The organism is Sphingobacteriales bacterium, assembly GCA_016706405.1.
Classification (GTDB): domain Bacteria; phylum Bacteroidota; class Bacteroidia; order Chitinophagales; family UBA2359; genus BJ6.
Genome location: JADJJT010000001.1, coordinates 1360711 through 1385831, shown reverse-complemented (window position 1 = coordinate 1385831; position 25121 = coordinate 1360711). Strand labels below are relative to the sequence as shown.

At 39.1% G+C, this 25121-nt stretch carries 26 protein-coding genes; 10 read left to right on the top strand and 16 right to left on the bottom strand.

What is annotated here, in order from left to right; all coding sequences use genetic code 11:
- Nucleotides 1–168: 168 nt before the first annotated feature.
- A complete protein-coding gene (locus IPI59_05370) occupies nucleotides 169–651 on the bottom strand; it encodes a hypothetical protein (GenBank protein MBK7526979.1) in 483 nt (160 codons plus the stop codon).
- Between the two features lie 263 nt (nucleotides 652–914).
- Here IPI59_05370 and IPI59_05365 point away from each other — a divergent pair, with 263 nt between their 5' ends.
- The 4 genes from IPI59_05365 (at nucleotide 915) to IPI59_05350 (ending at nucleotide 5564) form a co-directional block, all read left to right on the top strand.
- Complete coding sequence (locus tag IPI59_05365) at nucleotides 915–1682, top strand: SDR family NAD(P)-dependent oxidoreductase (protein MBK7526978.1); 768 nt, start codon at nucleotides 915–917, stop codon at nucleotides 1680–1682.
- Between the two features lie 49 nt (nucleotides 1683–1731).
- Entirely contained in the window at nucleotides 1732–3519 is a 1788-nt protein-coding gene (gene dnaX, locus IPI59_05360) for a DNA polymerase III subunit gamma/tau (protein ID MBK7526977.1), read from the top strand.
- 126 nt (nucleotides 3520–3645) lie between these two features.
- On the top strand, nucleotides 3646–4428 hold the full coding sequence (locus IPI59_05355; protein MBK7526976.1) for an NTP transferase domain-containing protein: 783 nt from the start codon (nucleotides 3646–3648) through the stop codon (nucleotides 4426–4428).
- 80 nt (nucleotides 4429–4508) lie between these two features.
- The gene (locus IPI59_05350; GenBank protein ID MBK7526975.1) at nucleotides 4509–5564 is read left to right on the top strand and encodes an N-acetylneuraminate synthase family protein; all 1056 of its coding nucleotides are present in this window, start codon (nucleotides 4509–4511) and stop codon (nucleotides 5562–5564) included.
- A 74-nt stretch (nucleotides 5565–5638) separates the two neighbouring features.
- Here IPI59_05350 and IPI59_05345 read toward each other — a convergent pair whose 3' ends face one another.
- Together IPI59_05345 and IPI59_05340 are read right to left on the bottom strand one after the other, a co-directional pair.
- Nucleotides 5639–6760: a hypothetical protein gene (locus tag IPI59_05345; GenBank protein ID MBK7526974.1), complete on the bottom strand. Its 1122-nt coding sequence runs from the start codon at nucleotides 6758–6760 to the stop codon at nucleotides 5639–5641.
- A 76-nt stretch (nucleotides 6761–6836) separates the two neighbouring features.
- The gene (locus IPI59_05340) at nucleotides 6837–7418 is read right to left on the bottom strand and encodes a phosphatase PAP2 family protein (protein ID MBK7526973.1); all 582 of its coding nucleotides are present in this window, start codon (nucleotides 7416–7418) and stop codon (nucleotides 6837–6839) included.
- Nucleotides 7419–7709: 291 nt separating this feature from the next.
- Between IPI59_05340 and IPI59_05335 the strand changes: the two genes are divergently transcribed.
- Entirely contained in the window at nucleotides 7710–8474 is a 765-nt protein-coding gene (locus IPI59_05335) for a DUF4294 domain-containing protein (protein MBK7526972.1), read from the top strand.
- Nucleotides 8475–8544: 70 nt separating this feature from the next.
- Here IPI59_05335 and IPI59_05330 read toward each other — a convergent pair whose 3' ends face one another.
- The 12 genes from IPI59_05330 to IPI59_05275 form a co-directional block, all read right to left on the bottom strand.
- Complete coding sequence (locus IPI59_05330) at nucleotides 8545–9618, bottom strand: regulator (GenBank protein MBK7526971.1); 1074 nt, start codon at nucleotides 9616–9618, stop codon at nucleotides 8545–8547.
- Nucleotides 9619–9753: 135 nt separating this feature from the next.
- Nucleotides 9754–10380 (bottom strand): methyltransferase domain-containing protein, encoded by a 627-nt coding sequence (locus tag IPI59_05325; protein ID MBK7526970.1) that lies wholly within the window; start codon nucleotides 10378–10380, stop codon nucleotides 9754–9756.
- Between the two features lie 283 nt (nucleotides 10381–10663).
- Nucleotides 10664–11107, bottom strand: coding sequence for a PepSY-like domain-containing protein (locus tag IPI59_05320; protein MBK7526969.1), 444 nt, complete (start codon nucleotides 11105–11107; stop codon nucleotides 10664–10666).
- A gap of 107 nt (nucleotides 11108–11214) precedes the next feature.
- On the bottom strand, nucleotides 11215–11661 hold the full coding sequence (locus tag IPI59_05315; protein ID MBK7526968.1) for a PepSY-like domain-containing protein: 447 nt from the start codon (nucleotides 11659–11661) through the stop codon (nucleotides 11215–11217).
- 95 nt (nucleotides 11662–11756) lie between these two features.
- On the bottom strand, nucleotides 11757–13037 hold the full coding sequence (locus IPI59_05310; GenBank protein MBK7526967.1) for a HAMP domain-containing histidine kinase: 1281 nt from the start codon (nucleotides 13035–13037) through the stop codon (nucleotides 11757–11759).
- Complete coding sequence (locus tag IPI59_05305; GenBank protein ID MBK7526966.1) at nucleotides 13034–13711, bottom strand: response regulator transcription factor; 678 nt, start codon at nucleotides 13709–13711, stop codon at nucleotides 13034–13036. Before IPI59_05305 ends, IPI59_05310 begins: the two co-directional genes overlap by 4 nt.
- 286 nt (nucleotides 13712–13997) lie before the next feature.
- Nucleotides 13998–14405 carry a hypothetical protein gene (locus tag IPI59_05300; protein MBK7526965.1) on the bottom strand — a complete coding sequence of 136 codons (408 nt, stop codon included), beginning with the start codon at nucleotides 14403–14405 and terminating at the stop codon, nucleotides 13998–14000.
- Nucleotides 14406–14436: 31 nt separating this feature from the next.
- The gene (locus tag IPI59_05295; protein ID MBK7526964.1) at nucleotides 14437–14706 is read right to left on the bottom strand and encodes a hypothetical protein; all 270 of its coding nucleotides are present in this window, start codon (nucleotides 14704–14706) and stop codon (nucleotides 14437–14439) included.
- 38 nt (nucleotides 14707–14744) lie between these two features.
- Nucleotides 14745–15317: a thermonuclease family protein gene (locus IPI59_05290; protein MBK7526963.1), complete on the bottom strand. Its 573-nt coding sequence runs from the start codon at nucleotides 15315–15317 to the stop codon at nucleotides 14745–14747.
- Between the two features lie 41 nt (nucleotides 15318–15358).
- Nucleotides 15359–15925 (bottom strand): metal-dependent hydrolase, encoded by a 567-nt coding sequence (locus IPI59_05285; GenBank protein ID MBK7526962.1) that lies wholly within the window; start codon nucleotides 15923–15925, stop codon nucleotides 15359–15361.
- 23 nt (nucleotides 15926–15948) lie between these two features.
- Entirely contained in the window at nucleotides 15949–17559 is a 1611-nt protein-coding gene (locus IPI59_05280) for a M28 family peptidase (protein ID MBK7526961.1), read from the bottom strand.
- A 363-nt stretch (nucleotides 17560–17922) separates the two neighbouring features.
- Nucleotides 17923–19158, bottom strand: coding sequence for a hypothetical protein (locus tag IPI59_05275; GenBank protein ID MBK7526960.1), 1236 nt, complete (start codon nucleotides 19156–19158; stop codon nucleotides 17923–17925).
- A 271-nt stretch (nucleotides 19159–19429) separates the two neighbouring features.
- Between IPI59_05275 and IPI59_05270 the strand changes: the two genes are divergently transcribed.
- Entirely contained in the window at nucleotides 19430–21145 is a 1716-nt protein-coding gene (locus IPI59_05270; protein MBK7526959.1) for a T9SS type A sorting domain-containing protein, read from the top strand.
- Nucleotides 21146–21187: 42 nt separating this feature from the next.
- On the opposite strand, the gene IPI59_05265 is transcribed toward IPI59_05270, so the two are convergent.
- Nucleotides 21188–22684 (bottom strand): hypothetical protein, encoded by a 1497-nt coding sequence (locus IPI59_05265; protein MBK7526958.1) that lies wholly within the window; start codon nucleotides 22682–22684, stop codon nucleotides 21188–21190.
- A 177-nt stretch (nucleotides 22685–22861) separates the two neighbouring features.
- Here IPI59_05265 and IPI59_05260 point away from each other — a divergent pair, with 177 nt between their 5' ends.
- From IPI59_05260 to IPI59_05245, 4 genes are all read left to right on the top strand, one after another.
- Entirely contained in the window at nucleotides 22862–23707 is an 846-nt protein-coding gene (locus tag IPI59_05260; protein ID MBK7526957.1) for a hypothetical protein, read from the top strand.
- 25 nt (nucleotides 23708–23732) lie between these two features.
- Nucleotides 23733–23897 carry a hypothetical protein gene (locus IPI59_05255; protein MBK7526956.1) on the top strand — a complete coding sequence of 55 codons (165 nt, stop codon included), beginning with the start codon at nucleotides 23733–23735 and terminating at the stop codon, nucleotides 23895–23897.
- A 179-nt stretch (nucleotides 23898–24076) separates the two neighbouring features.
- Entirely contained in the window at nucleotides 24077–24664 is a 588-nt protein-coding gene (locus IPI59_05250; protein ID MBK7526955.1) for a DUF255 domain-containing protein, read from the top strand.
- Between the two features lie 80 nt (nucleotides 24665–24744).
- A complete protein-coding gene (locus IPI59_05245; protein ID MBK7526954.1) occupies nucleotides 24745–25059 on the top strand; it encodes a transposase family protein in 315 nt (104 codons plus the stop codon).
- Nucleotides 25060–25121 lie beyond the last annotated feature (62 nt).

Genomic DNA, 25121 nt, shown 5'->3' with positions numbered 1-25121 from the left:
GTTAAAACTTTGCACTTTCCGGAATAAATTGGATTTTAGGAGCTATTTATCCGGACTTCCCTGCCTCCGAAAGGAACAACTGAGAATTTTCCGGACTTGAGAATGCTCCTCAAAAGGGTGTAAAGTTAAAAACCAAAACAAGCCAACAAATTTCAGCCTAATTTTATTTTACCGCCCCGATAAAGCAAACCTAAGCGCCAAACCACCGCCTATGGTCTCTTTAAAGCGCTCGTCAACCAAACCCACCCCAATTTGAAAGGCAGGCTGAAACGAAATGGGTGAGCGTGGAATAAGCAAGTCGAAGCCAAAAGTGCCATATACTGCCGCCGTTGCCCTCTTTTGGTAACTGCCCACATGTGCACCAAAACCTAAAACAATTTGCATTTCGGGCGTAAAAAACTCTGAATGACGTTCGTAGAACACCCGCAAATCAATGCCTCGCTGCCGTAAGTAAAAGCCTCCAATGGCATGAACAGCCCAGCGCTCGCTGGTAAAAAATTTCACGTCAATACCAGTGGGCTGCCCAACATGCAGGCCAACAGCAGTTGTGTAGTTTTGCGCTTGTAATAATGGGGTGTTGCAAAAAAGAAGAGCCAACAATCCGATGCAACTTACAAACAAAAAATTGCGAAGTAGTGTTTTCTTAATCATAAAAAAGTAGGTTAATTGTATAAAAAATAAAATCACCTGTGTTCTTACACGTAACAGGTAAAAGCAAAGGTAATAATTATATGTTAATATTTTATAAAAACTTTTTTATTTTAAAAAAATAGCTTGTTTAAGCAAAAACAGCTTTTTTTTATTACGCAGTTTATTGTAACTTTGTTTCTTAGAATAAAAATTGAAATGGTTGCAATTTGTAAAAACCAAAATCATTTAGTTAGTTAATTGTAATTTACCCTTTTTAGCACATCATGATAGCTCTTATTACTGGTGCCACCTCGGGCATAGGAAAAGCTACCGCACAATTATTTGCCCAACACGGCTGGCATTTAATTATTACCGGCCGGCGCACAAACAAACTTGTTGAACTACAAAAAATAATAGAAACAGACTACAAGGTGCCAGTTATACCTTTAAATTTTGATGTGCGCGACCGCGAACAAACAGAAGCGGTTTTGCAAAAACTGCCCTTAGAATGGAGAAGTATAGATGTTTTGGTAAATAATGCCGGATTAGCAGCCGGCCGGTCGCTAATACATGAAGCCGATATTGCCGACTGGGAGGTAATGATAGACACAAATTTAAAAGGTTTGCTGTATATTAGCCATACGGTTGGCAAATGGATGGCCGAAAGGTTTAAAGGGCATATTGTTAATATTGGCTCGACCGCCGGCCACGAGGTTTACGAGCAAGGAAACGTATATTGTGCCACTAAATTTGCCGTAACTGCCCTAAGCAAGGCTATGCGTATTGATTTGCTTAAATTTGGTGTAAAAGTAACTAATATTAGCCCCGGAGCTGCCGAAACCGAGTTCTCGTTAGTGCGCTATAAAGGTGATACTGAAAAAGCTAAACAAGTATATGCCGGATATCAACCATTAAAAGCCAACGATGTTGCCGAGGCTATTTATTTTGCCGTAACGCGCCCGCCACATGTTAATATTAGCGAAATAACCTTAACAAGCACCGCACAGGCAGGACCGCATTACTTGAAAAAAGCAAGCCCTAAAAACAACTGATAAACACCCAAAATCAATAAAATAACAACAACAATAATAATAATAAGCAATGGCTTTTATAGTATCGGCGCGTAAATACCGCCCTATGCGTTTTGCCGATGTAGTAGGGCAGCAACACGTTACAACCACCCTCAAAAATGCCATAAAAAACCAAAAACTGGCACAAAGTTTTTTATTTACCGGTCCGCGTGGAGTAGGGAAAACAACTTGTGCACGTATTTTGGCCAAAGTATTAAATTGCCTCAACCCTACTCCCGATTTTGAGCCATGTAACGAATGTCAAGCGTGCGAAAGTTTTAATAAACAAGCATCTTTAAATATTTTTGAACTCGATGCCGCCTCAAACAACTCGGTTGACGATATTCGCAATCTTATTGAGCAGGTACGGTTTGCGCCTCAATTTGGGCGCTATAAAATTTATATTATAGATGAGGTTCACATGCTGTCGCAGGCAGCCTTTAACGCCTTTTTAAAAACCTTGGAAGAACCCCCCGCCTATGCCATTTTTATTTTGGCTACTACCGAGAAGCATAAAATTATTCCTACTATACTGTCGCGCTGTCAAATTTTTGATTTTACTCGCATAACCGTTGCCGATATGGCCGCGCACTTGCAAAAAATTTGTACCGACCAACAAATTACAGCCGAACCCGACGCCCTTCATATAATTGCCCAAAAAGCCGATGGCGGCCTCCGCGATGCCCTTTCTATGTTTGACCGCATTGCCAGCTATACCGAAGGTAGCCTCACTTATACATTAGTTATACAATCGCTTAATGTTTTAGATTACGACTACTTTTTTAAGGCTACCGATTATTTACTTACTACTGATTTGCCCAGTTTAATGTTGCTTTTTGATGCCGTACTACAAAATGGTTTTGAAGGCGACCATTTTATGTTGGGGCTTGCTGAACACATCCGGAATTTATTGGTTTGCCAACAACCCGATACAATACGCCTTTTAGAAGCACCCGACACCATTAAAGCACAATACATAAATCAAGCAGCCGTAGCGCCCACCGCTTTTTTGCTCAACTGCCTTCAAATTGCCAACGAATGCGACGTAAATTACCGAACTGCTAAGAACAAGCGTTTACAAGTTGAACTTGCCCTTATGAAAATGTGCTACGTGAATGCTGTTGTTAAATTACAGCCTACTAGTACAAGTACCGAGCCTAACGCAAAGCCACTTGTTATATCGGATAGCCAACACCAGCAAGCAAGTTTACTTCAGGAGGTAAAACCTAAATATAATGCAAAAAATCCGGATCCGGATAAAGCTAAACACATTGAACCAACGCCTCCACCACCATCTGAATTGTTGGCTATAAAGAACACTAATTTTTTAGAAAATGCCAAAAATGCAAGTTTAAATTTGCCCGGTCAAACACCAAATAAAATAAATATAAATGCCCCATCGGTATTGCCGCAACCACCCACTACTACCGATAACCCACAATTACCACCCACCCAAAAAATAATACCAACAGGGCCAGATATTGTAAACTTGTGGAACACGTTTGTAACCCTAAATCCGGGGTTCAACCAAGCAATAGCCAGCACCGAAAACGAGTCCTTGACCTTAAAATCGCAAGGGCAGGTGTTGAGCAACCGCATTAAACAAAAAATTGAAGATTTTAAAGACTACATTGTCCAACAAGGCTATACCTGCACGGGCTGGCAGTTTGTGGTAGAAGTGGACGATACTGCCACCAGCGAAGCCAACCAGCGCGCTGCGCTTTACCATCCGAAGGATAAACTTAAAGCCATGGCCACACAAAATCCGGAAATACAAAATTTAATTAACAGGTTTAGCCTCGAAATAAATTACGATTAAAGGGATAAACACGACGTTTAACTTTTTTTTCAACAAAAACCTAAATTGCTTGTTTTTATTTCAGACTAAACTTAAATAATTTCCGGAATTAGTAGAAACCATACGCGGTAAGAATTTTTATTTTTTATGTATGCCATTATACAGGCTCGTGCAGGCGCAACGCGGCTACCAAACAAAATGCTGCTTGAGTTTGCCGAGCAACAAACCTTGTTGCAAATAACGGTACGGCGGGTAGCACAAGTTGTTGAAATGCCCAAAATTGTGGTAGCTACCACCAACCAACCAACTGACGATGCTTTGGTGCAAAGTCTATTGCCGTTTACACAGCAGGGCTTAACCATTGTGCGAGGTAGCGAACATAATGTACTCGACAGGTTTTTAACGACTGCCCAACAGCTTAATTTAGATACCAATAACAGCAACAACCAACAACAAGGTATTTTGCGCATTTGCGCCGATAATCCTTTTTTAAACCACAATTTATTGGCTAACCTATATACTTTTGCCTTGCAAAATCCCAATGCTCATTATGCCTCCTATATTACCGCCAATAAAACGCCCGCCATTATGACGCATTACGGTATTTTTGCCGAATATGCCAATTTAAACGCCTTGCGTCAGGTAGCGCAAACCGCCACTTCGCCCTTAGCTTTTGAACACGTAACCTGGCAACTGCACCAAAACCCACAACTATATAATTGCCTCTATTTGCCCGTGCCCCCCGAACTTGAAAACAACAAATGGCTGCGTTTAACTGTTGATACCCAAACCGATTTTAAACACGCTCAAAAAATTTGGAACGAACTACCCAACCCCTACAACTATCAAATTCCGGAACTAATTGCTGCCTGCCAACGACTTAACCTAATGCCCAACATGCAGCAACAAATTGATTTAAACAGTAAATAAACAGTATTTACTACGCCGCATCAAAATCAAATTAAAATTAAAATTGCATTTTGTGTAGTAAGTACGCCCCAAAAAAATATATGACAACCAACCAACCGACCTACGTTATAGGCGAAATTGGCCAAAATCACAATGGTTCGGCAGATATTGCCAAAATTATAGTTGACGTAGCTGCCCGCCCCATTCGCGAAGAGGTTTTTGGCCTCGAACTTAAAAGTTTTGATGCCGTAAAATTAACCAAACGCGACTTAGCCGAAGAGTTAACCGACTCGGCCATGAGCCGCCCTTACAACAGCCCTCATTCGTTTGGCGCTACTTACGGCCAACACCGCGCCGCCCTTGAGCTTACCGACGAAGAACATTACGAAGTGTATTTGCACGCTAAATCGTATGGCCTCGATTTTGTAGAAACCCTCTGCGCCATAGGCTGCCTTTCAATGCTAAAGCTTTTTACCCCCGACCGCTTAAAAATTGCCAGCCGCGACCTAACAAACCTTCCGCTATTAGCAGCCTTAGCCGAAACTAAAATACCCATTATTGCATCAACGGGTATGGCTTCGCAACGCGAGTTAGATGATGCCCTTAACACAATAGCCCGCTATCATAGCAATATTACCATTTTGCATTGCGTAAGCGAGTACCCCACCAAACCTCAAAACCTTAACTTGCGCACTATTATCTATTTACAAAAACGCTACGGCCAACAGTACACCATTGGTTATTCCGACCACTCAATTGGCATTTCGGTGCCGTTGGCGGCAGTAGCTATGGGTGCTGCCGTTATAGAAAAACATATTACTATTGACCGCCGAATGAAAGGTACTGACCAAGCTGGCTCACTTGGCCCAGACGGAATTTACCGCATGATGCGCGACCTTAGAATGTTAGATATGAGCATGGGAGTTGAAGATATTTTTATTTGCGAAGATATTGCGGCAACTTCGGTAAAATTAGAGCGCTCAATTGCCACTAAATATGCCATGCGCAAAGGACAAATCCTTCAAGAAGCCGACTTACACTTGTTATCGCCCGGAGATGGGATAAAATGGCGCAATAAACATTTGGTTATTGGCCGTAAACTAAATACCAATATGCCCGCCAACGAAATTATTTATCCGGATAAATTGGAAGGTTAACTACAAGAAAAGTTTGTAGTCAAGCGTATTTTCCGGAATTGGCTTTTCTTGGAATAAATTAATAATGTTCTGGTTTAATCACAAAATCCGGGCAAGTTTTTAATCCACTCGCGCACAAGGGCTACGCCCTCTTCATCTACAACCGAGCGTGCTAATTCGGGCATGGCTATTTCAATTTCAAGCGAGTTCATTCGATAGGCCATAAAAGACGAGTCGGGCTTGCCTGGCACAATGGCATATTTTAAATTGCCGGTACCTTTGCCTGCTGCTACGGGCGTTTTGCATATACCTAAAGCTGTTGAGTCGGTAATTTGGTAGCCTAAGTTTAGCCCAGTATTGTTGGCTGGCCCTTGGGGGTTATGGCAGTAGGCGCAATTAGCATCTAAATAAGTGCGCGCCCTTATATTTAAAGGGGCTTGGGCGGTATTAAATGCGTTGGGGAGCTGTGCGACTTCGGCTAAATTGGTGGGTAATCCGGTTAAATACCCCTGTGAAGCCCAAGTGCTAAGCTGGTTTTTTCCGGATTGATTAATAAAATCTTTGTTTAAATAGCGAGCAGCCGGACCAATTGGCACTATTTGTTTGTTGTAACTATGGCATCCTTTGCAGTCGTTTTTGTTGGGTATATAATAGTTTGTACTGCGTTGTTGGCCGTTTGTATGCACCCAGTTAACGGTTTTATAATCGTGCAGAACGGTAAAATTGGCCTCTTTTTGGTCGTCATTCCAAATATAAGTAGCGGGCAACCAGGTGCCATCGGCAGTTTTTATGAGCAGGCGCGTTTCGAGTATGCGGCGGCCTAAATTAGGGTTTGTAAAATCGTTGTAGTAGAAAAAATTTTTAATTAAAATAGCACCAACCGGGAAATTAAATACTTCGTTTGGCTCGTAGGTCATGGCCTGCCCATTGGGCAAGTATATAAACCGCAATTTTTCGGCATAGTTCGAAAATAGTGCGGTGCTAACATCGTAAGGAAGTACGCCTTCGTTTGGGGTAAAGTTTGCTAATTCTCCGGCAAAAAAATGATAGTCGGTAAGTTTTGCATAAGGAAGTTTAGCCAAATCAACGGTTGGTTTTTGTGGCTGGTCGTTATCTTTTTGGCAAGCTACAAGACTTACGCATAATGATAAAAATAATAATAAGTGCAATTTCTGAACGGTAAATCCGGCAATAGTTTTTTGCAATATAAAAAGCATACCTTAAAGTTTAATTGATAGGAGTTGTATTAAAGTTAATCAAACAAACAATCAAGCAATGTGTTGATAGCGTTATTTACATGTAAGTTGTTGAAGCATATTTGGATACGGCAAACAAAACTGCTTTTGCCACAACAAACCCAATAATAAGACCCAAAATACCGCCACAAATTACATCGAGCGGAAAATGCACGCCTACATACACTTGTGCAAAACACACGGTAAAGGCCCAAAACATAGCCAAAGGTGTGATAAACCAAGCTAAACGACCCCAAATAACTGCAATAAAAGTTGAAAAAGCAAAATGATTTGTCGCATGGCTCGACACAAAACTTTTACCACTGCCACAAGGAACTAAAACCCGAATATATTCTAATAAATCGGGGTTACGGCATGGCCTAAGCCTGTCGGCCAGTGGTTTTATAACCGATGCACTGATTTGGTCACTTAAAATTACGGTTGCCAATAAACCCAACATAAGCCACCATACCTGTTTACGCGGGTAATTGATGGCAATAAAACTTAGCAAAAACAAATACACGGGCGCCCAAAAATATTTGTCGCGCCAAAGGGGTAACAGATAATCAAAAAACGGATTAGCGCACAACTCATTAATATAATAAAGCAGTTTGTAATCCCAGCTAATCAATTCGTTCATGGGTTAAAAAATTACCGCAAAATGGCAAAGATAAGTGTATTTGTTTTTTATCCGGATAAAAAAAGTGGAGAGGATTTCGCAACAAAGAAAACAGGTGTGAGCAAGGAAGAAAAAATTTTTCCGGATTATTTGGCATGTTTCTAATTTACAGTACTTTTGTAACAGTAGTATGCCAGTCAATAAATGTTCAGATTATAATACAATCTCTACACTTGTAAATTTAACCTTTTAAGTTTTAACAAATCAAATTTTAAGCATAATACGGTTGTTTTTAATTATTTATTTACTTATATGTGTTTCAAATGCTTGCCGTTGTTTTTTAGAGCGGTGGTGGTTATAGGTTGTTTTTATTTGCAAAATAGTACGGCTATTTACGGGCAGCCTACCGAGCCGCGTTTATACGACCCGCCTCAGGTGGCTATTACCAATAATGGTGCCGATACGGTAGTGTTAATTCAAATGCGGGCGGTGGCAGTAGTTGGCGGTGGCCAAGCTATGGGCGAAGCCGACGCCCTTGAGTACCGCAAACTTAAACAACGCATAAAAAAAACTTATCCTTATGCCATGAATGCGGTAGGTTTGCTTAAACAAGTTGAAACCCTGACCGCCGAAATGGATAACAAAAGAGACCAAAAAAAGTACTTAAAAAAATTGGAAGATCAACTGCGTGATGAATTTCAGGACGAAATAACAAAGTTTACGGTTAACGAGGGCAAAGTACTAATTAAAATAATTGAACGCGAAACCCAAAGGCCATTTTTTGATATTTTGCGCGAGTTAAAAAACCCGATGTCGGTGTTTTTTTTAAATCAGTTAGCCAAACGTTATGGCTACGACCTAAAAGAGGGCTACGACCCCAGCAAATACACCGACATGGAAGAAATTTTACAATATATTGAAACCCATAATGGCGAATTAGATTTTGAGCCAACAAAATTCATCCAACCCAAAGGGTTCGATAAGTTTAAGCAGGCACCCGACCCCAATGAATTATTAGATAAAAACTCGAGAACCAAGAGCAAAGATACAACGACGACCAAAATTGGCAATAACTAACCAATTTTGGTGTTGTGGGTATTTCTTTTCATCCGGATTAATTAGTGGCTTGTTACTTAAAATATAAATCTTACCAAGGGCCTTTTTGTTTGACTTGGTAAAAACGTTTGCCGTCAAACCGGTAAAGTCCTTGGCCGGCACCCCACCACATATTTCCTTCTCTGTCTTGGTACATACTTTGAACACAGCAGTTAAGCCCATCTTCTTCGGTAAATACGGTAAATGCTTTGGGGTTTGAAATGCCAATTGAGGGGTCTAATCTTGTGGTACTGCCTCGGGCTGTAACCCAAATAATACCCGGTTTCTCTAAACATATACCCCAAACTTCATTACCACCTAAGCCGTCTTTGGGTGTAATTTCGGTAAAAGTTTTGCCATCATATTTGCAAATGCCCCCATCCATGGTAAACCAAAAGTTTCCTGTTTCATCTTGTATTATGCCGCCAGCATAGTTATTGCCCAGCCCTTTTTTTGCTGAAATATTTTTAATTGTTTTTCCATCATAGCAAAACAAGCCATTATCTTGCGAGGCAAACCAAATGTTTCCGGTTTTGTCTTCCATTATGCCAGTAATATTTATAGTTTCAAGTAATGCAAATGGCGAGAAGCATTTACCGCCTACGCTATCGGCAGATAGGTTGTATTGAAAAACACCGCCTGCAGTGCCTACCCAAACATTTCCGGAATTAGTTACAAGAATGCTTTTCCTGCCGACGTTAAGGTTGTTTAATCCGTGCTTTTTAGTATAGCTGTTAAAAGTTTTTCCATCGTATTTAATAGCTCCGCAGTCTGTTCCAAACCAAATATTACCTTTTTTATCTTCGGCAATGGCGTGTACACTGTTGAAAGCCGTATCTGCGTTTGAGTTGTTATTAAAAAACGCAGCCCTGCTGTAGTATTGGAGGGTTTTTTCATCATAGCGGGCTACACTTCCCCCGGCCGGACCAAACCAGAAATTACCTTTCGAATCTTGAAAAATACATCTGATATATTGGCCTACAAGGTCTGTTTCGAGTGGTAAATTAGGCTGAGGAGCAAAAACCGGGGGTGCACCTATAATTTTAGGGCTTGGTTTGGGCGTAACAGTTTTTTCGATGGGTGAGTTTTTGTTTGCTACCTGGCCGTGGCAAGCATTTAAAAACATACCCAGAAAAATCAAAACATAAATTGGATTGTTAAAATAATTCTTTGTCATTTTTTTCTGAGGCAGCAGCTTTAATAAAGGTATCCGGATAAAACTCAATGGTTAAATTATTAACTAGTTTGCAGTGTTAATTTTTTATTTTTTCTTTGTGCCAATTGCTACAAATAATCTTCCTCCAACCTTGTTTTCTTTTACCGGCAAATATTCTCGATAAAAATTTGTTGTCATTTTTTCGAGTGTTTGCCAAATTTTACGGTCGAGGTCTGCCTTTGCTACTTTTTCAACTAACCACGTATTAAAGTTTCTTTTTTCGGCAAAAACATCTACAATTACAATTTTACCGTTTTCAGTTAAAAGCGTTAACAAATTATCAAGCACTGCCTCCCATTCGGGTATTACCGATAAGCCAAGCATACAAATTACGCGGTCGAATTTTACTTTCTTGTTTGCATGTTGTTCTATTAATGATATATTTAAGTTGCGGGCATCTGATTGGAACAAGAATATGTTTTTCCAATTATTTTTTTCAATTATATTTTGTGCTTTTTCGAGCATTCCGGCAGAGAAGTCGGTGCCATAGATTGAAATATCTTTATTGGTTGCTTTTATATGCCTGAAATTTGCACCGGTGCCACAGGCAACGTCAATAATTGTGTGTCCGTCCTTTAAGTCAAGCAGTTCTATTGCCCTTTTTCGGCTGTCGAAATATAGTTTTTCTAAGGAATTGTCGTAAAAGTTTGAAAAAAGGTCATACCATTTCATGTTCTTGCCATTTAAAAATTACTACAAGCAACTGCTGGCAAAATTACTATTAGTTTTTTATTGAAAATTGGCAAGGTATCATTTATTTTTCTGGAGGTTTATTGATTAAACTCATTTGCAAACCAAGCCCATAAGGAGCTATCGGGTGCGACGGTTGCACAATGCTGCAATAATTTGAAAGTATGGCCCAAACAAAGCAGGGGTATATAAACAAAAGGCAGCCCTTTTTTAAGAACTGCCTTTTGTAGTGTGAATGTTTTAGTTTAACAAATTTCCGGGTCATTTAACTATCAACTCTAAGAAAACCGCCCTCCATATTAAATTCAAGGTCAAGGCCGTTGTCTAATTGAACTTGTTGATTTTTGCCCTCCAATTCCCAATCTGTTATAAAATTGGATGGGTAGTTTGTAGCAACGTACTGAAGAATTTTTTCGGGAATTACGCTGTCCGGAAGCTGCGATACGCCGTCAATATCAATAATTTCTTTTTTCTTGTTGAACTCTAAGCTAATATTTCCGGAAAGTAAAATATCATAGGTTTTAGTCAAGCCATCTTTATCAATAATTGCCTGAACAATGGTATTATCCGGAAAATGAGTGGAAATAAAGGTCGTAATCTCAGTTGGAAGCTCGGAAGCAGGAATTATCTCTTCTTTGTCGCAACTTGCAAACAAAAAGGCTAAGACAGTTGCTGTTAAGGAGGTTTTAAGAAAATTTTGCATGATTATTTTGTTTAATTTAAATTTTTACGCTTTAAAAAGAATAAATCTAATAGTCGTAATTACCCATCCCAAATCCGGATAAGCGTATTTAGCAAGGCAATTTGGTGAAAAACTTAGTCTGCCATTTTGCTTAACACGTTTCCGTTGGTATCTATAACCACATTCCAGTCTCTTTTCATTAAGGCATTAAGCTCCATTTTATAGACTATTTTCCCGTTATCTGTTATGCGTTTTAAATCGTCTATTGTATAGCCATTAAAATCGGTTTTTATTCTGTCGGTTACAGTTTTTGGAAGTTCAATTTTGCTGATATCTTCTTTGTGTTTAACCATTTTTCCTTCGGCGTTGTACCATATTTCATGGTCAACATTCCATCCGGTTTCAAAATCAACTTTGTAAAAATCACCCTCAATTTCCCACTCTACATCTGTTGCTTTAGGATATTGTTTGCTAAATTCGTTTACAATAACAGACGGTGCTTGGTATTGAAAAATGTCTTGTGCTTGTGCAGCGGAAAGCGTGCAAATTGCTACGCTAAAAATTAAAATTCGTTTTTTCATTTTGTACTTTGTTTTTGATTGATTAGTAAATTAATTAATTAATTACAATGCAAAGTAACAAGCTGAATTTGGAAAGATTTGGGAAAGGAAATTGTTTATCGGAAAAAAATCTGAAAACAGTGTTGCGAGTTTTCAAACGAATAAGAAACCTTGAAATTATACGCATCGGAAATGGCTTTTACTATGGCCAAGCCAAGTCCGGTTCCGGATGTTTGATTATTGGGTTTGTAAAAGCGGGTAAAAGTCAAATTTTTATCAAGCATTTGGCCGCTACCCGTATTACTTATTTTAACTGCTTTATCGGTAATTAGTAGGGTTACGCTGCCGTTTGGAATATTATGAAAAATTGCATTTCTCAATAAATTTGATATTATTACATTGGCTAACGACGCATCCATTTGAACAGATAACTGAGCCGTTTCATTTACATAAAATTTTACATTTTTAAACAAAGCTATTTCCTCTAAATCGCTTACATTTTTCCGGACAATTTCGTTGAGCGAAACTGTTTGGTTGTCTAAAAACTGTTTGTTTTCTATTTTGGTTAATAACAGCAATGATTTATTTAAACGAACCAACCGCTCTATAATACCCATTACCTCGGCAATATTTTCGGCTTGTTCGTTTTGTAAATCTCCTTTTTCAATAAGTAATTCTAATTTGTTAGTGGCTATGGCTAAGGGCGTTTGTAATTCGTGCGAGGCGTTTCCAATAAATTGTTTTTGCTGTTCGTAGGTTTGGGTTGTATGTTGCAGCAAAACATTTACTACGTTTTGCAAATCGGTAAATTCTTTGGTTTTGGTTTTTACGCTGGGAAGTGCTTGCGTTTTGCCAAGCCTGAAATTTTTCAACTGATTTAACAACGCATAAAATGGTTTCCAAAGTTTTTTTAAGACAAAATTATTGATAAGAATAATACCAATTATTAAACTAACGTACAACCAAATAGTATCGTGTAGCAAGCTTTCTATAAGGTCGTCTTCTTCTACCATTGAGTTGGCAACTTTTAATTCATAGTATTGACCTTTCAACTCAAAAGCAGTAATAAGCATTCTCACTGGTTCGGCCTCTGTTTCCTTGTCGTCATCATCTTGCATATAAAGCAGGGTGTCAATATATCGATCTCTAATCGAAAAGGCCTGTTTTTTGCTTCTTTTCTGAATGCTGAAAAAGTTTTCATCAAAAGCGTGCTGTTCTAAAATAGTTGAATCTTGGCTGGCATTTTGTATAATTAAACGTTTATAGTTTTCAAGCCCTTCGTCAATACTGTCCTTTATTTCGTTAAGCATATTGAAGTAAAAAACGACCGCCCAAGCTGTAATAATTACTAAAATTGAGCTGGACAGATACTTTATGGATTGATTGAATAGTTTCATATTTCAACAAGTTTGTATCCAATTCCATAAATAGATTCAATCTCTATTTCGGCATCTGCCGATTGCAGCTTTTTGCGCAAATTTTTTATTTGATAGTAAACAAAGTCAAAATTGTCGGCATCATCAGCATTATCTCCCCAAACATGTTCGGCTAATGCCGACTTTGTTACCAATCGGTTTTTGTTGAGCAGAAAATAATTTAAAAGGTCAAACTCTTTCCTGTTGAGTGGAATGTTTTGGCCTTTTACCAAAAATAGACGCTCTTTTAAGTCTAAAACCGTGTTGGCAATTTCAATGGTATTTTTGCCCTCCAATTTTTGCCTTCGCAAAACAGCTTTTATCCTTGCGTTAAGCTCGGCCAAATGAAAGGGTTTTGTGAGGTAATCATCGGCCCCAAGTTCCAAACCTTTAAGTTTGTCGTCTAATGAGTCTTTGGCCGATATTATAATAACATTTTCACTTTTACCTTCTTTTTTAAGTGCAGATAAAATGTTCAGCCCATTGCCGTTAGGCAGCATAATATCTAACAAAATGCAGTCGTACTCATAAAAAAGAACTTTATCTATGGCAGTTTGATAGTCAGAAGCGGTTTCTACCAGAAACTTTTCTTTTTCTAACGATTCTTTAATATTCCGGAGTAACTGAGCTTCGTCTTCGATTACTAAAATTTTCATGCCATAAATATACGTTATGATATTGGAAAGAATTGGGAATTTTTGCCTTTTACCATAGTTATACATTTTGTAGGTTTAAGCATACAAAGTTGGCATTTCCTCAATGAGCGTACTTTTTGTGGGTTAAATTTTTTGCAGCCTCAAAATTTTAGTTGCTATTTTTGAGCAAACCTAATCAAATAGTGGACAGAAAATTACCTCTTTTCAATCTTAAGACTTGATTCCGGAAATTTTTGAAGCATTTATTTCTTCCGGATTGCAAGGCTGCCGTCCTCTTTATGTAACGCTAAACTTTATTTTTTCTTTCCGGAGTTGAAAGTGCGCTTGTTACCCTCCAATACATTATCGTATAGAAGCTAATTAATAAAAATGGCAAGGTAGAAATAAGTATTTTAAAATTCAATGCCATAATACCTATAAAAAACATTAAACCTAACAGCACACCCAAACAGGCAATACCCACGTAGGTCATAGTTTTGCTCGGATTCTTTTGGAACAAAGTAAGTAAAAGCAAAATTTGCCCTAATAGTGGAAGCAGGGTAAAAGGGTGAACTACCGATTTTGGGTCGGTGAAAAGTTTACTTAATACTTCGTATTCTCCTTCAAATAAAAAAGTTTTGTTGCCCGCCCCCCATTCCAAATAGCCGAATAGCGAGGATATAATCAATAGCAGATTTAAAAATTTAGCCTTCATTGCTGTATAAAATGGTTAAAAATTTATTCGTTTACCTGTAATCACTTGTCAGCATGGTAAATAATAAAAACAGTAAGGCAAGTATCCATGGGCCAACTTCAACTAAAAGGGCAAGTTTGTAGTTGTTTTTTACCAACGAAAAATATAAGCCAAAAATCCCCATTCCTAAAAACAGGGCGGCAAATACAGCCGTAGCACCTTGCGAGTATTTACTATCTTGCAAAACGTTAATTAGATTTAGAAAGCTTCTTATTCCTAAATAGATATTTAAAATTGAGACAATCCATACAAGAAATTTCATAATACATATTTATTTTTATTAAAACAACTAATCATAAATTACCCTGTGTGTTTGGTTTTGGCCGAGTCGCGTTTTTCCCAAGGCGGAGTTGGGTTGGGCAAAATCCAAAATCCGCGCTTTTGGGCTTCGGCCTCATTTTGCAGGTCTTGGTAGGTTTGGTCTGTTGAGTATTTAGTGTAGTGCCAAGCCAAACCTGCTTGTACCAAAGCCTTGTTTAAAACTACCGAGTCGTTAAACACTATTAAGGCCAATAAACGCTGGTAGCGGTCGTGTTTATTATTGTGCCATATTTTTACATTTTTGCCAAAGCAATTATCAGATACAAACTGTTTGGCCTGTGTTGCGTAGGGCTGTTTTTTTTCGGGGCAATCAATATGTTCAAGCCTAACAACGGTAGATTGGTTATTGTGCAGCACTTCCACTGTGTCGCCGTCTTTAATGCCAATTACCTCGCCTACAAACTCATATTTATTGGGGTTAGCGGTGGCAATAATTGTTAAGGGTGCGGTAGGCAACTGCTGCGTTCCGCTTGACGGCGGCGGCACACAGGACTCGGGAAAAAATGTAAAACACAACACTAACAGCAATTTATACCATACCATTTTGCACATAAAGACACACAATATTTATATCCTATTCAATAAATAATTAGCTAATTTAATTTTGATTTATAGTTATTTTGCCTCCATTTCCAGATAAGAAATAAAACAACCAAACCTAAAGCAGGCAAACCTATATACCACATCTCAGACTTTAAAACCAATAGCCCTCGTCCTTGCCAAAAAGCATCGAACCCCAACGGCGAAACGGCTACCGGTCGCCAGCCAAAAAACAGGCGGTCGTTATAAAAAGGGGCAAACAAAGCCACACCTAAACCGCCATTAGTAAGCATATCTAACAACGGATGCGATACCGTAGCAACAAAAAAACAAAGCCAAACACCCCACCAGTTTTTATTGCCAAATGTTTTTTTAGGTCTGTCTTCTGCAAATATTAAGGCTGCCACAAAAGCCAAAATTGCGGCAAACACAATTGAATGGGTAATGCCTCTGTGCCCCAAGATATGGTGGTACGGAATACCAAATTTAAATGCAATGGTATCGGCATCGGGCAACATGGCAAAGGCAGCAGCCAAACATAGGTACTTGGCGGTTTTGGGTTGCGGGGTGTATAAGGCAAGCGCTGCAGCGGCTAAACCATGCGTTATAATGGTGGGCATACGCGGTTTAAATTAAGGCTAAATTATTTCTTATTGCTATCAACCACAATTCGTTTGTCGCGGTTAGCCAGTTCCCAAGCAGTATAAAATACTAATTGCGTGCGTTTTTGTAAGGCTTCAAAATTAATTTTGTCGGGTGTATCGCTGGGTTGATGGTAGTCTTTATGGGTGCCGTTAAAATAAAAAATTACCGGAATATTGTTTTTGGCAAAATTGTAATGGTCGCTGCGGTAATAAAATTGGTTAGGGTCTTTCTCGCTATTGTATTTGTAATCTAATTCAATTTGGGTATAAGCATCATTGGCTGCTTCGCTAATTTTGTGTAAATCGCTACTAAGTTTATCTGAGCCAATTAAGTAAACGTAGTTGCCATTTTTATGAAAATCGTCAACGCGGCCAACCATATCAATATTGAGGTTACAAACGGTTTGAGCAAGGGGAATAACCGGCTCGGAGTCGGTATAATATGCCGAGCCAAGCAAGCCTTTTTCCTCGCCCGAAACTGGCATAAAGAGGATACTTCGGCGCGGGCCTTTTCCGGATGCTTTAGCTTGGGCAAAAGCTTGTGCCATTTCCAACAAAGCACTCGTTCCAGATGCGTCATCATCGGCACCATAAAAAATTGAATTGTCGCGCTTGCCTAAGTGGTCAAAGTGGGCGGTTATAACAATATACTCGTTTTTTAGGCTGGGATCGCTGCCCTCAATAATACCCAGCACGTTTTTAGCGGCAATATCGTCAAAATTTTTAATTAACTCTATCTTTGCATTTTTGGGTGCGTAAACTTTGAGTTTGGGTTTGCCTTTTTTTAGTGTTTTATTGCGCAATTTTTCCCATCCGGGAACTAATTGATTAGCCACCTCCGGACTAATATAGACCGCCGGAGCAAAAGGACTTTTATCAGCATCGGTTTTTAGCTGTATAGTCCCGCGCGATGGATTGTTTCCAAACATCATAGCCATGCTTTGCACATCGTTCGATACAATAAATAGCATTTTTACCCCTTTTTGCCGGGCTACTTCAACCTTTTTGCGCCAATTTTGGCTCCACTCGCTTGTTTCGGTCGAGTTGGTAATTAAATTAATACCTTTTTTATTGGTTGGCTCGCCCGAAAGCACCATTACAATTTTACCCTTTACATCGCGGTTTTTGTAATCGCTATAATTCGGGGCATCAATACCCCATCCCAAAAACACCACTTCATTTAGGTTTTCTTTCAGTTCGGGCGTACGGATATTGGCAAAAAAGTCGTTATTAAACTTAAAATTATTGCCATTGACGTTTAAACTTGTAGTTTCCCATTTTTGGTTAGCCAAGGGTACTTCTTGAAAATACGTTTCGCCGTTGTTTACCCCCGCTTGTAAACCATTTGCTTTAAAATGGTCGGCAATATAGTTGGCAGCCAACAAAAGGCCTTTTTGACCGGTTTCGCGGCCTTCAAACGCATCGGAGGCTAAGGTGTAAAGGTCTTTTTTTAAATCATCAACAGTAATTGAGTTGGCAAAACGCACGGCAACCGAGTCGTAGCGTACCTCCGGAGAAAATTGGGGTTTGTGTTGTAAATTGGCAGGTTGTGCGGTTGCAGCAGCAGTAGCCACAAAAAACAAAACAACAGCTATACGAAAATTTGACATAAGTGGTAAAATTGAGCTACAAAAAAACAAAATTTCGATTAAAATAAAAAATTAAGTGCCGTATTATAACACTTTTTAAGAAAATGGATTTTTAACCTATATACTTTAAAAGTTTATACGACTACAAAACAACAAACTACATTAATTGTTGCTCTTTTTTAAGTTAAAAAAAAACAATACCAAACAAGGAGTTAGCAATAATAAACTAACTGATAACGTAGTAAATTAATAGTCAAGGCAATTCTATCTCCGGATTTTTGAAAATATAGCTTTCAAAGTTAAATCCGGATAAGTATCCTTTTGCTTTATTACCAAGCAAATCCGGATGGTAAATTTACCCAACAAGGTCAACTAAACATTTCCCTATTTTTTTAAGGTGTCGAACCATGTTTTTACTGCCAACAAAGACGGAAGCACGCATAAATCGTGGCCATAGCTTTCGTTGGGTGTAACTAAGGTTGCGTCGGCGGCCCCTAATTCTGTAAATTTTCCTATGGCTACCAAGGCGTTTTGGTAGGGCACGTGCTTATCGCCGCCACAATGATATAAACGAGTTGGCGATTTTGGTTTCCAGTTGTACAAGTCGTTATCGCGCAGGGCTTGGCGCATGGGGTGGTTTATATCGTTTTTAAATGCCGCTACAAAATTTGGATTTAAGGCTTTAATTGGAATATTAGGAATATATTGCGAAACATCCCACAAACCTGCCTGATGTTGGTCGGTAAAAAAAGGTGCTATTTTTTGCGCTATTGAATCGGTAAATACCGAATCTAAACTAGGGTAAATTTTATAAACCATATTGTACGAAAAAATAACATAAGGCAGGTATCCGGGCGCCGGATATTCTTGTTCGCTAAGCATTACCTCCGTCATAACGCCCGACATATCGTACGAGCCGGCCATTGGTGCCGATGCGGTAATGGTAAACTCGTGTGGGTATTTTTCTTCAATCATTTTTTGGGCAGCGGCAGTAGCATGACCTCCTTGCGAGTAGCCAAACAAAAACACCTGGCCATTTAAACCAATGGCATTTTGCTGGCAATAATTGCGGGTAGCGCGCAACATATCAATGGTGGCGGTGGCTTCGGAGGCGGCGTGTACATAAGGGTGAAGGCCGGGGCCGTCACCTAAGCCCAAATAGTCGGGTGCTACGCCTAAATAACCACCACTCGATGCCATGCCAAGGGCTAAAAGTCGCTCTGTACCGCCTTTCGAAGGGGCTTCGTTGCGGCCTAACATAGTGCCGTGTTGGTAACTTGCCAAAGGCAGGTCTTTGCCAATGCCAATTGGTATGGCCATTACCCCTGTGGCAAAGGTAGCTGTTCCGTCATAATTAGTGGTTTCGTAGGTTAGCACATAATAATCTATATCGTAAACAGGTGGAAAATTATTGCTCACAAACGGGGCTTCCGATTTTATCATATCGCCAACTTGAGTGGCGGTGTAAGTGGCAACCTTTTCAATGTTTAGTAGTTTGCCCGTCTTATTAGCAGGAATTTCTTCGTTCGTGTCGCTATGATTACATCCGGAAACAAATAATAATGTCAGTAGGGTATAAACTACCAAAAAAGTGGTTAAGAAGCGTTGTTTTAGGTTCATTTGAAGGAGAGAAGTATAATTATTTTATGGAAGATAAATGAGAAGAGTGAGTTAATGCGAGGGCATCCATTTGGCCTAAAATAAATAACTCGTAAAGGTAGTGCATTTATCCGGATTTCTTTTTAATACAAGCCAAATCGATCTACTTTCCTTAATGCTTTTTTATCCTGTTTGTATAAAATTCGATTACAATTTCGCCTATTCAATTCGTAACTGATAGTTTTATGGGTAAAATTTTGTAATTTTGTTGGCTAAAATCATTAACTAAGACATGAAAAAATCATATTTATTACTTTTATTTGCCCTTATTGGCAGTGTTTTGCCACTTATGGGGCAACAAAACAACAATCAAAACGGCGTACACCGCTGTGGCTCGTTTGAGTTAGAACTCTTACAAACTATACTAAATAAAGACTACCACAAAGCAGTAAACGCTACCTTTGAAAAAGCCAAGGCTAAGGCGGCATTAAATACTGCTAAAGACGACAAAACCTATTATGTTCCGGTGGTTGTGCATGTAATTCATCAAACCGACGAGCAAAAACTGAGCGAAGAGGTAATAAAATCGCAAATTGATGTGTTAAACCGCGATTACAGTCGCCAAAATGCCGATACCGCACTTACCCGCGATGTATTTAAACCCGTAGCCGCTAACCCTAATATCCAATTTTATTTGACTAAAATTGACCCGCAAGGCCAACCTACAAATGGCATTACTTACACTAAAACAACTGTTGATAATTGGTCGCCATTAGGTGACATTACTAAAATATTTGAGGTATTAGATAAATGCGGCATTGAATTAGCCGATTTATTAGGTGGCAATCTGACCGAGGAGCAAATGGCCTGCTTAGAAAAAGAACTAATGGGCGCAGGTGGTTTTGACAAAATGAAGTACAATAGTAACGGCGGAAAAGATGCGTGGCCAACCGATAAATACTTAAATATTTGGGTTTGTAATTTGGGCGACTTGGCGAGCGGCGAAGGCGCAATATTAGGCTTTGCCTACCCACCCGTTGGTGCACCTAATTGGCCTGATGGGCAAACCGGCACCCCCGAAACCGATGGCGTTGTTATTCATTACCAGGTTTTTGGCACAAATAACCCTACTTTACCCACAGCCTACAAAGAGGTAGTTGGCGAAGGCCGTACTACCGTACATGAGGTAGGCCATTACTTGGGCTTGCGCCATATTTGGGGCGATGGCGATTGTACTATGGATGATGGCTTAACCGATACGCCCGAAGCTGCCGAAGCCACTCAACAAGTTTGTGATTATAGCAAAAATACTTGCGATGACGGCGCTGCCGACCTGCCCGACATGCTTGAAAATTATATGGATTATAGCGACGAAGATTGCATGAATATGTTTACCGAACAACAGGCAGGCATAATACGCGCTATGCTCGAGGGGCCGCGCGTAGGCTTATTAGACACCTTAACCCTGCAAGCACCCAAAGCCGATTTTACCAGCGATAAATTTGGGGAAATTTTAGTAGGAACAACTGTTAATTTTAGCCATTTAAGTTCTAATGCTACCGAGTTTTTTTGGTCGTTTGGCCCCTTGGGTGCAACAAGCACCTTAGAGAACCCAAGCTATACTTATAACGAAATTGGCGAGTATAATGTAAGTTTTACCGCCTCAAATAGCGTTGGATACGACTATATTACAAAAGATAAATACATAAAAGTTGTAGGTGAATATACCGGAATAACCCCACCACAGCAGCATCCGGATAAGATATTAACGAGTGTAGCTCCTGCATCCGGATTGCACAATGCTTATACAATTTCTGTTAACGGCAATATTGCCCAACTACAAGGGAAAACTTATGTTTTTGATGCGTTAGGCAGGCAGGTATTAAGTCAAAATTTACAACAAAAGCAGCAGCAAGTTTTAATGCTGAATGATTTGCCAAAGGGAATTTATTATTTAGTTGTAGCATTAAGTCAGCAAAGTCAAACCTATAAACTAATAGTTAATTAGAATAGTTATTGTAGCCAATACAAATAGGTGCTAAAGGCCATTCTATTTTATCTGTAACAAGTTCATTTTTGCCGTCAGCCAGTTATGCTCAAGAGCGTTGGGGTTGGCGGCAATTTCGTTGGCAACGGTATCTTTGGTATGTTGGCTGTCGTTGGGCAATACCCTCGATAAGCGACCCAAAAGATTGATAAACTGTAATTCGTTGGCTTTGCGGTTGGCTGGCAAATTTTTAAGCCGATGCAAAAACACACGGTAAGCATTTAATCCGGAATCGAGCAGTAAAAACTCATTTAGCTCGTAGTAGGCTTTTAACAACATACGGCGGGCATTTAAGACGGTATAAAAATCCTGAAACTCATATTGTAACAGTATATCGGTAACTTTATTGTACTGCCCTTGGGCAAAATAAAGCTTAGCTAAATTAAACTGATGCGTTTCTTCGCGCTGATTTTGGGGGTGAATAAACTGAGCATGGGCATTTATAAACCAAGCAGCCCAGGCCAATTCGTTTAAATAAATGCCAACTGTTACAGCATTTTTAAACAAAGCAGCAGGCAAAATATTGTCGGTATAAAAAAAGCCTTTTTCTAACTGGTATTTGTATAGGTCAAACATTTCGAGCATTGCCTGTGGGTGATGAGTAAATACCGTTAACACCATGTTTTCGAGTTGTTTAAACAGCGTAAAAAGTTCTTCGGCGGGCAATAAAGGGTTTTGTAATAGTAAATTTTTAAGGTTTAGGTAGTTTTCGGGCGAAGGTTGCCTCATTAGTAGCAAGGTCAAATACCACGCATTAACAGAGGCATTGTCAGACAAATAGTTGCTTTGTGGTAAAAATGCCAATAGTTCGGCACAAAAAGTGTAATTAAGTTCAATATTGGTAATTTCGGCACGCTGTAGCATGTCGCATAACAAAATTAGTTTAGATTTGATGAAAAATAAGTCGGCAGCGGTATTAAGGTTTTTTAGCGTTTCGTTACCCGTTCTTCCTTCAAAATTTTTGTCTTCATATTGCTTAAAATCGGCGCGTAGCTGATAATTTTTTTCTTCGTAATTAGGCTTATTACCTTGCAAATTAGCAATTAGCATTTCAGTTTTTTTAAACGTATTTTCATGAAATTTAGGTAAGTGTTTTTGGTCGTAAAATGATAAAATATTATTATTTACAGCTATCTCATCGAGCATTAAATTTTCGATAGCAGCAAATTGCTCGGCTAATTGAAAAAGTTTCGATAAAATTTTATTTAAAGAATTAGGATCGTAAATATTGTTAGATTGATTGCCAGAAAAAAGATGGTTATACAATTGTTCGGATGCAAAATAGTTATTATCCGGTATAATTGTTTCCGGATGTTGATGGTTATTTTGAGGCACTTCAGTTTTTAGCTTTTCTATTAACCATCGTGCCGCTTTTATTAGGTTTTCGTTTTCGTTAAAATACGGAGAGGCCAAAAATTTAACAAACCGCTGCCGTTCGTGCTCGGTTAAACTATTCAAAAAAATTACAATTTTTTTCTCGTGTAATTGTTTGCCACTCATATTTTGCGAAAAATACGCTAATTTTGATAATTAAATACAAATAAACACCTTATTATAGCACAAAGATTTAATTTTACAGTCATATTTTTTCCGGAAGCTTTACACCACCACTTCTATTTTAAAAAGCTTTTATCTTAACTATTATCAAGCAAATTTAACACTCAATCAATATTTAACATGTTACCATTTCGATTTATTTTACTCGCTTTGTTTTCCTTGCTCATTTTATTTTCGGCATGTCCAACCGACCCCAACGAAGATAACTGCAATTTAACAGCACCCACCCGGCTACAATTAACTAATTTTGTTAAACATGCGCCCGGCACCACGCCTGGCTTTGATGTAACCCTTGGGTGGGATGCTGTTGCTAACGCCGATTATTATGTTATTAGCACCAACGCCGACCTAAATGGCGACGGCGCAACCAACGACACACTGCAAACTACACAACCCACAATTACCTTAGTTTTGCCCAATACCGCCGCCAATTATCAGTTTGGTATAGCGGCTTATTGCAACCTTAACCCTGCCGACAATCAACCCGGACCCGTAATTAATTTTGCCATTATTAACCCCGACAGCGACTGTACGCCTCCGTTATTTGCCGACATTACGCCCAATACTACCCGCGATTCGGTTACAGTTAGTATTGAGCCGCAAGCTGGTATTTTGTACTATGTGTTTCAATACCAAACTACAAATGGCTTCGACACCCTCGTAACTATTGATTTGCCAATTTTTACCTTCAAGCTCAAATCAAGTGCAGATGAGCATAAATTTACCGTAGCTACACAATGCACCCCCAATATTACCGACCGTAGCCCCGGCACGGCTTTAACCACGTGCACTATTAAAGATGTACCCGATATAAGTATGCCACCTGTCGATTGTGTTTTAGTGCAAGATTGTATTGGCAGTAATTACAAAACCACCTGTGCACACGGCACCTTTACCGATAAATGCGCATGGTGGCAACTCCCCGACCATTGCCCAACCGTAGATGCCCCCTGCCCGTTTAATTAACTATTAATTTTATTATATTTTTTATATGATGGCAGAGCAAGTGCAACAATTTCAGGTTCAGGGCGGATTTGGTCTTTACTGGTTTGGAATAGTTTTTTTTATTGTTGTGATGTACTTTTTTATGAAGTATGTGCGTAGCGTGCTTTTGCCCAACCAAGATGGTAACAAAGCAAATAAAGAAACAGATTAATTGTTGAATTTGGGTTTTATGTTTTACCTTATTAGTTATTTCGTCTTCAAATTAAGTGTTTGGTGAACGTGTTTGAAATAATAACAATCAAAGTTTTGCTTACAAAATAAACCTTAGTGTATTTAATAGTCTAACTTGCACTACCTTTGTGTTTTAATTACCCTATTTTGTTTGTTTTTATGGGCTTTGGCCATTGTAGGCGCTTCTGCTTTTCTTATTTTGTCTTTATTTTAGGGCTATTTTTTAGTTCTGGCTTTCTAATTCAGGCTCAAACTAAGCAAAAAAATGCGGTTATCACCCCGTCTGTTAATTGGTTATCCTTTGCCGAAGCCATTGAATTACACACCGAAACACCTGAAAAACAGATACTTATTTATTTTAAATCGAAAGATTGCCACGATTGCGCCGTTATTTTACAGCAAACCTTACAAAATCCACTTATTGCCCGATACATAAATGAGTATTTTTTTCCGGTACTAATGGACGTGGCTACATTTGATACCATTGAGTTTCGAGAGCAACTATTTTACCGCAGCTCTTATGAAAACAAAACAACCTATCACGATTTAGCCGTTTTTTTGAGCAAAGGGAAAGTAAAACTTACCGCCTCTAATGTTCCAACTATGGTAGTGCTTAACTACAACAATGATGAGGCAATACCTACCACAGCCTACAAAAATCCGGTAGATATGATGCGGTTATTGCGTTATTTCGGGCAGTTTTATTATAAAACCTATAATTGGGCCGATTTCCAGCGAACAAATTGAACAATAATATAAGTTACTACTTTTCGCAGGTTAAACGCATTAAAAATAAAAGAAAGCCAGATAGGAATTATTTTTGCGGCATGGAAACAATTAAATTTTTCGCCGAAGTAAAGGATTTTCGTATAAACCGCAAGAAGTTGTATAGCCTGCCTGAGATATTGCTTATTAGTTTATGTGCAGTGGTAAGTGGTGCGGAGGATTTTGAGGAAATAGCCGAGTATGGTCGTCAAAAAATTGTCTTTTTAAAGACATTTATGGAATTACCCAACGGCATTCCCTCACGACACTTTCAACCGAGTATTTCAGCACTTAGACAAAGATGCGTTTTCGTCAAGTTTATATCGTTGGTCGAAGGAACTTTTAGGTTTTTTAGCCGACAAACAGGTCTGTATTGATGGCAAGGTTTTATGCGGAACCGACCGTTCAGGGTCAAAAAAAGCGGTATATGCATTGTAAC

What these genes read in the sequence shown, in the direction of transcription:
- IPI59_05370 (MBK7526979.1), bottom strand. Translation starts at nt 651, where the DNA reads ATGATTAAGAAAACACTACTTCGCAATTTTTTGTTTGTAAGTTGCATC.
- IPI59_05365 (MBK7526978.1), top strand. Translation starts at nt 915, where the DNA reads ATGATAGCTCTTATTACTGGTGCCACCTCGGGCATAGGAAAAGCTACC.
- dnaX (MBK7526977.1), top strand. Translation starts at nt 1,732, where the DNA reads ATGGCTTTTATAGTATCGGCGCGTAAATACCGCCCTATGCGTTTTGCC.
- IPI59_05355 (MBK7526976.1), top strand. Translation starts at nt 3,646, where the DNA reads ATGTATGCCATTATACAGGCTCGTGCAGGCGCAACGCGGCTACCAAAC.
- IPI59_05350 (MBK7526975.1), top strand. Translation starts at nt 4,509, where the DNA reads ATGACAACCAACCAACCGACCTACGTTATAGGCGAAATTGGCCAAAAT.
- IPI59_05345 (MBK7526974.1), bottom strand. Translation starts at nt 6,760, where the DNA reads ATGCTTTTTATATTGCAAAAAACTATTGCCGGATTTACCGTTCAGAAA.
- IPI59_05340 (MBK7526973.1), bottom strand. Translation starts at nt 7,418, where the DNA reads ATGAACGAATTGATTAGCTGGGATTACAAACTGCTTTATTATATTAAT.
- IPI59_05335 (MBK7526972.1), top strand. Translation starts at nt 7,710, where the DNA reads ATGTGTTTCAAATGCTTGCCGTTGTTTTTTAGAGCGGTGGTGGTTATA.
- IPI59_05330 (MBK7526971.1), bottom strand. Translation starts at nt 9,618, where the DNA reads ATGTTTTTAAATGCTTGCCACGGCCAGGTAGCAAACAAAAACTCACCC.
- IPI59_05325 (MBK7526970.1), bottom strand. Translation starts at nt 10,380, where the DNA reads ATGAAATGGTATGACCTTTTTTCAAACTTTTACGACAATTCCTTAGAA.
- IPI59_05315 (MBK7526968.1), bottom strand. Translation starts at nt 11,661, where the DNA reads ATGAAAAAACGAATTTTAATTTTTAGCGTAGCAATTTGCACGCTTTCC.
- IPI59_05310 (MBK7526967.1), bottom strand. Translation starts at nt 13,037, where the DNA reads ATGAAACTATTCAATCAATCCATAAAGTATCTGTCCAGCTCAATTTTA.
- IPI59_05305 (MBK7526966.1), bottom strand. Translation starts at nt 13,711, where the DNA reads ATGAAAATTTTAGTAATCGAAGACGAAGCTCAGTTACTCCGGAATATT.
- IPI59_05300 (MBK7526965.1), bottom strand. Translation starts at nt 14,405, where the DNA reads ATGAAGGCTAAATTTTTAAATCTGCTATTGATTATATCCTCGCTATTC.
- IPI59_05295 (MBK7526964.1), bottom strand. Translation starts at nt 14,706, where the DNA reads ATGAAATTTCTTGTATGGATTGTCTCAATTTTAAATATCTATTTAGGA.
- IPI59_05290 (MBK7526963.1), bottom strand. Translation starts at nt 15,317, where the DNA reads ATGTGCAAAATGGTATGGTATAAATTGCTGTTAGTGTTGTGTTTTACA.
- IPI59_05285 (MBK7526962.1), bottom strand. Translation starts at nt 15,925, where the DNA reads ATGCCCACCATTATAACGCATGGTTTAGCCGCTGCAGCGCTTGCCTTA.
- IPI59_05280 (MBK7526961.1), bottom strand. Translation starts at nt 17,559, where the DNA reads ATGTCAAATTTTCGTATAGCTGTTGTTTTGTTTTTTGTGGCTACTGCT.
- IPI59_05275 (MBK7526960.1), bottom strand. Translation starts at nt 19,158, where the DNA reads ATGAACCTAAAACAACGCTTCTTAACCACTTTTTTGGTAGTTTATACC.
- IPI59_05270 (MBK7526959.1), top strand. Translation starts at nt 19,430, where the DNA reads ATGAAAAAATCATATTTATTACTTTTATTTGCCCTTATTGGCAGTGTT.
- IPI59_05265 (MBK7526958.1), bottom strand. Translation starts at nt 22,684, where the DNA reads ATGAGTGGCAAACAATTACACGAGAAAAAAATTGTAATTTTTTTGAAT.
- IPI59_05260 (MBK7526957.1), top strand. Translation starts at nt 22,862, where the DNA reads ATGTTACCATTTCGATTTATTTTACTCGCTTTGTTTTCCTTGCTCATT.
- IPI59_05255 (MBK7526956.1), top strand. Translation starts at nt 23,733, where the DNA reads ATGATGGCAGAGCAAGTGCAACAATTTCAGGTTCAGGGCGGATTTGGT.
- IPI59_05250 (MBK7526955.1), top strand. Translation starts at nt 24,077, where the DNA reads ATGGGCTTTGGCCATTGTAGGCGCTTCTGCTTTTCTTATTTTGTCTTT.
- IPI59_05245 (MBK7526954.1), top strand. Translation starts at nt 24,745, where the DNA reads ATGGAAACAATTAAATTTTTCGCCGAAGTAAAGGATTTTCGTATAAAC.